Origin of the sequence: Plasticicumulans sp., assembly GCF_035331805.1 — a bacterium.
Classification (GTDB): domain Bacteria; phylum Pseudomonadota; class Gammaproteobacteria; order Competibacterales; family Competibacteraceae; genus Plasticicumulans.
This window is the reverse complement of sequence record NZ_DAOLKE010000176.1, coordinates 1493-7453: the sequence shown is the minus strand read 5'-3', so window position 1 is coordinate 7453 and position 5961 is coordinate 1493. Positions and strand designations below refer to the sequence as shown.

The window sequence follows — 5961 nt, the reverse complement described above, 5'->3', positions numbered from 1 at the left end:
CCGGCGTCGCGCGTGATCTTGTTATGCACGTTGTACTTGCCCGAGGGCATCGCCATCGGCAGCCGGGTGATCTCGGTGAGGCTCTGCGTGTCGAGCACGACCAGCGCGCCGTCGCGTTCGCGGATGCTGATGAGCGCCTGGCGGCCGTCCTGCGTGAACTCGACGTGTGCGGCGGTGCGGCCCGGCTGCGGGCGGATGGTCGTGCGGATCTCCAGCGTGTTCTTGTCGATCAGCTGCATCGCGTCGCGCTCGCGTCCGAGCGAGACATCGATCCAGGCGGTGTCGAGCTGCGCGTGGCTGCGCATGAAGAAGCTCGGGCCGAGGGTCGGGATGCGCTTGATGACCTGCCAGTTGGTCATGTCGATGACGGTGATCGCCGATTCCTTCAGGTTCGGCGTCGCCAGCACCGGCCGGCCCTGCCATTCCCAGGTGATGCCGGAACCGAGATGCGGCATGCCGGGCAGATCGAGCGTCGCGACTCTGGTGCCGGCATCGAGGTCGATGACCTGACCCTTGCCGCCGTCGCGCGAGGCGCCGATCAGGTGGCGGTAGGCGGGATCGAAGAAGAAGTCATCGAGCACGTCATCGAGCGCGATGCGGCGTGGCTCCAGCGCGGCGCTGCGGCCGGCGGCGCCTGCGCGATCGTCCTGCATCGGGCCGGCGTGGACCGGCAGATCGTCGCGGTACGGGATTTCCCAGACCTCCTGCACGTCCTTCAGCGCCGCAACGAAGCTGCCGCGCGGTGCGGCCGTGTATACGGCGCTGACCCGCGAGCCGTGGCCGGCGGCATCGGCGACCGGATAGAGCTTCAGCGGCGCGAGCTCGTCGGCCGACAGCAGCACCAGCGTCTGCGGCAGGTAGTTGGCGACCATCACGAAGCGGCCATCATCGCTGACGGCGAGGTTGCGGGCGTTGATGCCGGCGCGCACCTCGGCGACGGTGCGCAGGTTCCAGAGGTCGTACTTCGTGACCCAGCCGTCGCGCGAGCAGAAGTACACGAAGCGGCCCTCGGGCGAGAACTTCGGGCCGCCGTGCAGCGCGAAGCGCGATGCGAAGCGCGTGAGCGGCCGGAAGCGGTCGCCGTCGAGCACGGTGACGTGGTGATCGCCGAGTTCGACGACGACGAAGAGATTGCGCGGATCGGCGTCGTACACCGGTCTGGCCGGCAGGCGCGCGGCTTCGGCATCGAAGGTGCGGCTTGCGCGGATCTCGTCGATTCCCCAGACCGGCGCGACCGCCGGCGGCGTGTAGACGAAATCGGCGAGGGCCTGCAACTGCGCGGCGTCGAGCCTTGCGCCGAAAGCCGGCATCTGCGTGGCGGCGCGGCCGTCGCGGATCGTCGCCAGCGCCTCGGCCGGCTTCAGCCGCCCGAGGTTCTCCGGCAGCAGCGCCGGACCCATGCCGCCGAGGCGCGTCGCCCCGTGGCAGCTCGCGCAGTGCTGCGCGTACAGCGCCGGTGCCGGGCCGGCGGAAGCGGCATCTGATGGCTGCGCCGCAGCCGGGGCCGCAGAGGCGGCGCTCAGGCTGGCGAGCAGCAGGGCGGGCAGCAGGGACAGGATCGGGCGCATGACGGCGGTTTCCGGTTCGGCGACCGGTGGCGGTCGCGCGCAAGGACTGGGGGGCTGCCGTCCGGCAGTTATGCCGATCACACCGGAATGCTTCGTTTTTCAGCCCCTCGCCCCTCGTGGGAGAGGGGTTGGGGAGAGGGGAAAAACCGTGCATTTCCGTCTGATCGGTATGGCGGGCGCGGACGGCGGTGGCAGGGAATGGCTTCAGCGTGCGCCGGGACCGGTCGCCGGGGCGCTCTGGTGGCGGCGGTCGAAGCGGATCGGGGCGGCGCGCGGGCCGGGCTGCGCTGCCTCGCCGGCGTAGCCGCCCGGCAGGCCGATCTCGTCGTCATCGAGGTAGCAGCCCGGGTCTTCGGCCCAGGGATCGCCGCTGGTCTGGAAGGCGCGCACGCGCGTGTTGCCGCCGCAGATCGGAAGGTGTCTGCAGGCGGCGCAGCGGCCCTTCAGCGGTCGCGGCTCGCTGCGCAGGCCGAGCATCAGCGGATCGCGCGTCGTCGACCAGATCGTCGAGAACGGCTGTTCGCGGACGTTGCCGAGCGGGTGGTTCCACCAGAAGGTGTCCGGATGCACCTCGCCGGTGTTGTCGATGTTGGCGATGTCGATGCCCGAGCGGTTGCCGCCCCACTGCACGAGGCGCTGTTCGAGCTGCGTGATGTCGAAGCCGCGCGCCTGCGCCCACTGCAACAGATAGGGGCCATCGGCGTCGTTGTTGCCGCTGACGTATTCGCGCCCGGAGTCGAGGTCGTCCCAGGCGGTCTCGAACAGCAGGTCCATCGCCGCGCGCGTCATCGCATGCACGGCGTCATCCCTGCGGTTGCGCGCGCCGCGGCCGGCGTAGTTCAGGTGCGACAGGTAGAACTTGTCGACCTGTTCGGTGCGCATCAGCTCCAGCAGCGCCGGCAGTTGCGCGTGGTTGTCCTGCGTCAGTGTGCAGCGCAGCCCGACCTTGATGCCGTGTGTGCGGCAGAGCCGGATGCCGGCCAGCGAGCGGTCGAAGGCGCCGTCGAGCCGACGGAAGCGGTCGTGCGTGGCGCGCAGGCCATCGAGCGAGATGCCGACGTAATCGAAGCCGGTCGCGGCGATGCGCCCGATGTTGTCCGCATCGATCAGCGTGCCGTTGGTCGAAAGCCCCAGGTACAGGCCGAGTGCCTTGGCGTATGCGGAGATTTCGTGAATGTCGGGGCGCAGCAGCGGTTCGCCGCCCGAGAGGATCAGCGCCGGCACGCGGAAGCGCTGCAGGTCGTCGAGCGTTGCCAGCACCTCGGCCGTCGTCAGTTCACCGGGGAAGTCGATGTCGGCCGAGATCGAATAGCAGTGCCGGCAGGCGAGGTTGCAGCGACGCACGAGGTTCCAGATCACGACCGGCCCGGGCGGACGGCGCACCGGCCCGGTGGCGGCCCCGGGCGTGCGCAGGGCGTGCAGGTAGTGGCTGATGCGGAACATGGCGGCAGTCCGGGTCGCAGCGGGTACGTGCCGGGCATCGTCACCCGCCGCCCGGGACCGGCACTTGATTTCCGACAAGTGCTTGCGCGCGTCCGGCTCCCTCGTGCGGGGTAGGGAAACCGCCGCCGGTGGTAGGGCGGCCCCGGCTGCAGGCGCTTCAGCCGCCGGGGATGCCGGCGCGTTGCGCGAGCCGAAGCAGCGCGACCAAGCCGAGCCCCCACGCAGCGTTGACGATCAGCCCGGTCGCCATCGCCGCCGGCTGCCAGCCGCCGGCAAGCGGCAGGCCCTTCAGCGGCGCGACGATGAACCACGACACCAGCGTCGGACCGAGCGCGCCGAGCATGAGGCCGCGCAGCCAGCACCGGGCGTCGCCGAGCGGGCGCAGCAGCGGCAGGAGCGCGAGCCCCCAGACGCCGCCCCAGAACATCAGCGACAGCAGTTGCGGCACGCCGAGCGGTGGCACGCCGCCCAGCACGAACGGCGTGCGCGGGGTCAGCCCGACGAGATGCAGCAGGCCGAGCGCGCTCTGGTGGAACACCAGCACGGCCAGCGCCCCGGCGATGAAGGCCGGCAGGAAAGGCAGCAGCAAGGGCATCGCGATCGACTCCTTTCGGGATGGGACCGGCGGGCGGACGGGAGCGGGCGGATAGTCGGGCAAACGGCCATCCCGAAGCGATGTCGAGGCGATGCCGGGGTATCCGGCCGGGCCTGGATCAGGCTCTGCCCAGTGGTGCCGGCGCTGCCAGTGCCCGGCCCTGCAGGCCGTCGAAGCCGAGCGCACGCAGGTCGGCGGCCTCGGTTTCGGATTCGACGCGCTCGGCGATCACCGAAATGCCGAGCGCGTGGGCGCTGCGGCAGAGTGCCTCGACGTACTGGCGCTGCACCGGCTCGCGATCGACGCCGCGCACGAAGCCGCCGTCGAGCTTCAGGTACTCGACGCCGAGCCGCGCCAGATAGCCGGCCGGCGCGAAGCTGCGCCCGACGTGGTCGAGGCCGAAGCGGCAGCCGAGTTCACGCAGCACCGCGATGAAGGCCGTCGCCGCGTCGAGGTCGTGCAGCACGTAGGCCTCGCGCGTCTCGAAGATCAGCCACGGCGCGAGCGCCGGGCGCTGGCCGAGCTCGATCGCGAAGAAGTCCAGGAAGCCGCGGTCGCGCAGCGCCGCCTCCGACAGGTTCACGGCCAGCGGCCGGCGCTCGCGGTCGATCTGGTCGAGCGCGAGCAGCACGATCAGCCGGTCGAGATCGGCCGCCAGCCCGAGCCGCGCGGCGATCGGCACGAAGGTGCCGGCCACCAGCGGCTCGTCGGCATCGGCAAGCGGCAGGCGCGCGAGCACTTCGTGGTGCAGCACGCTGCCATCGGCGGCCAGTGCCGGCTGGCCGTAGAGCACGAAGCGTTCTTCCTGCAGCGCCGTGCGCAGCAGCGCGGCCCAGTCGTGGCCGGGGGCGGCGTCGGCGAGTTCGACGGCCGGCGGCAGCTGCCAGTCCGTGCCGGCGGCCTCGGCCGCCGACAGCGCCGCATCGGCCTGCGCGAGCAGCATGGCCGGGCTGTCGCCGCGCCGGTACGGCGTCAGCCCGCAGCGCACCGGGGAGGGGGTGTCGCCATCGGCGAGGCTCGCGAGCGCCGTGATCAGGCCGGTGCCGAAGGTGGCGATGCCGGCGGCGTCGACGCCGGGGGCGAGCACGACGAAATCGGCGCCGCGCAGCCGCGCGAGCGCCCAGCCTTCGCGTGCGCGACCGAGCGCAGTCAGCGCCCCGGCCAGCTCGCGCAGCCACTGGTCGGTGCGCACGTAGCCGTGGCGGCGGTTGCGGCCGTCGAGGTCGGTCACGCGCAGCAGCAGCAGCGCACCATGCGCGGATTCGTCATCGGCGGCGAGCACGTCCTGCAGGTGGTGATCGAACCAGCGGCGGTTCGGCAGGCCGGTGACCTGATCGCTGAGGGCTTCGCGGCGCAGGCGCTCGCTGCGCGCGATCTCCTCCTCGAACTGCTCCTTCATGCGTCCGACCAGCCGGTCCATGGCCTCGACGACGCGGCGCAGCTCCGGCGCCGACGGTCGCAGGCCGCTCGGCTCGAAGCGGTTGTGCAGGATGGCATCGGCCTGCTCGGCGACGCGTTCGAGCGGCGCGAGCTGGCGGCGCAGCACGAGCACGCCGAGTGCGGCGCTGATCAGCCCGAGCACCAGCAGCGCATCGCTGATGCGCCGTGCCGTCGCCCACAGCTCGGCGAGCGCCGGCAGGCCGGCGGCCTCGACCGTGACCTTGCCGATGGGCCGGCCGTCGTCGGCGATGCCGATGCTGGCAACGGCCGGGCGCAGCGCCGCGATCGCGCTGAACCATTCCGGCACCGGCGATTCGAGCTTCGGCCCCGAGGCCTCGGCGAGCACCCTGCCGCTGCCGTCGGCGAGCACGATGTGCTGCACGTGGCCGCCGGCGACGGCCGCGGTCGCGATGCGCTCGGCGCCGGCCGGGTCGATCTGCACGCCGACCAGGCCGCGGGCGGCGAGCTGGGCGATCTGCGCGGCCTGCGCGTCGAGGCGCCGCTGCAGGTCACCGCGGGTCGAGACCACGACGACGGTGGTTGCACCGAGGATCGCCGCCGCGAGCGACAGCAGCACGACGAGCAGCAGCTGGCGGGTCAGGGACATGAGGGCGGGCGACTCCTGGGCCGGGGTGGCGTGCAGGCTAGGGGATTCGCGCGCCGGCGCCAAACCTTGCAGCCGGCCGTCGCTGCGGCGGAAATGAAAAACCCCGCCGGCTTGCGACCGGCGGGGTTTCGGGAATCTGGCGCTCCCACGGGGATTCGAACCCCGGTCGCAGCCTTGAGAGGGCTGTGTCCTAGGCCTCTAGACGATGGGAGCCGGGACAGAAAAAGACCTGCTTGGACTGCCGGCGGAAGGTGAATCTGGCGCTCCCACGGGGATTCGAACCCCGGTCGCAGCCTTGAGAGGGCTGT

The 5961-nt window shown here is 71.8% G+C and carries 4 protein-coding genes and 1 tRNA gene; all 5 read right to left on the bottom strand.

Features of this window, described 5'->3' with window-relative positions:
* The coding region (locus PKE44_RS12410) for a cytochrome D1 domain-containing protein (RefSeq protein WP_324551638.1) at positions 1-1568 on the bottom strand (1568 nt) is incomplete at its 3' end.
* Between the two features lie 204 nt (positions 1569-1772).
* Complete coding sequence (gene nirJ / locus PKE44_RS12405; protein WP_324551636.1) at positions 1773-3011, bottom strand: heme d1 biosynthesis radical SAM protein NirJ; 1239 nt, start codon at positions 3009-3011, stop codon at positions 1773-1775.
* Between the two features lie 157 nt (positions 3012-3168).
* Positions 3169-3606, bottom strand: a complete 438-nt coding sequence (locus PKE44_RS12400; RefSeq protein ID WP_324551634.1) for a hypothetical protein — start codon at positions 3604-3606, stop codon at positions 3169-3171.
* Positions 3607-3724: 118 nt separating this feature from the next.
* Complete coding sequence (locus PKE44_RS12395) at positions 3725-5653, bottom strand: EAL domain-containing protein (RefSeq protein WP_324551632.1); 1929 nt, start codon at positions 5651-5653, stop codon at positions 3725-3727.
* A gap of 137 nt (positions 5654-5790) precedes the next feature.
* Positions 5791-5866: transfer RNA gene (locus tag PKE44_RS12390), tRNA-Glu, on the bottom strand.
* Positions 5867-5961 lie beyond the last annotated feature (95 nt).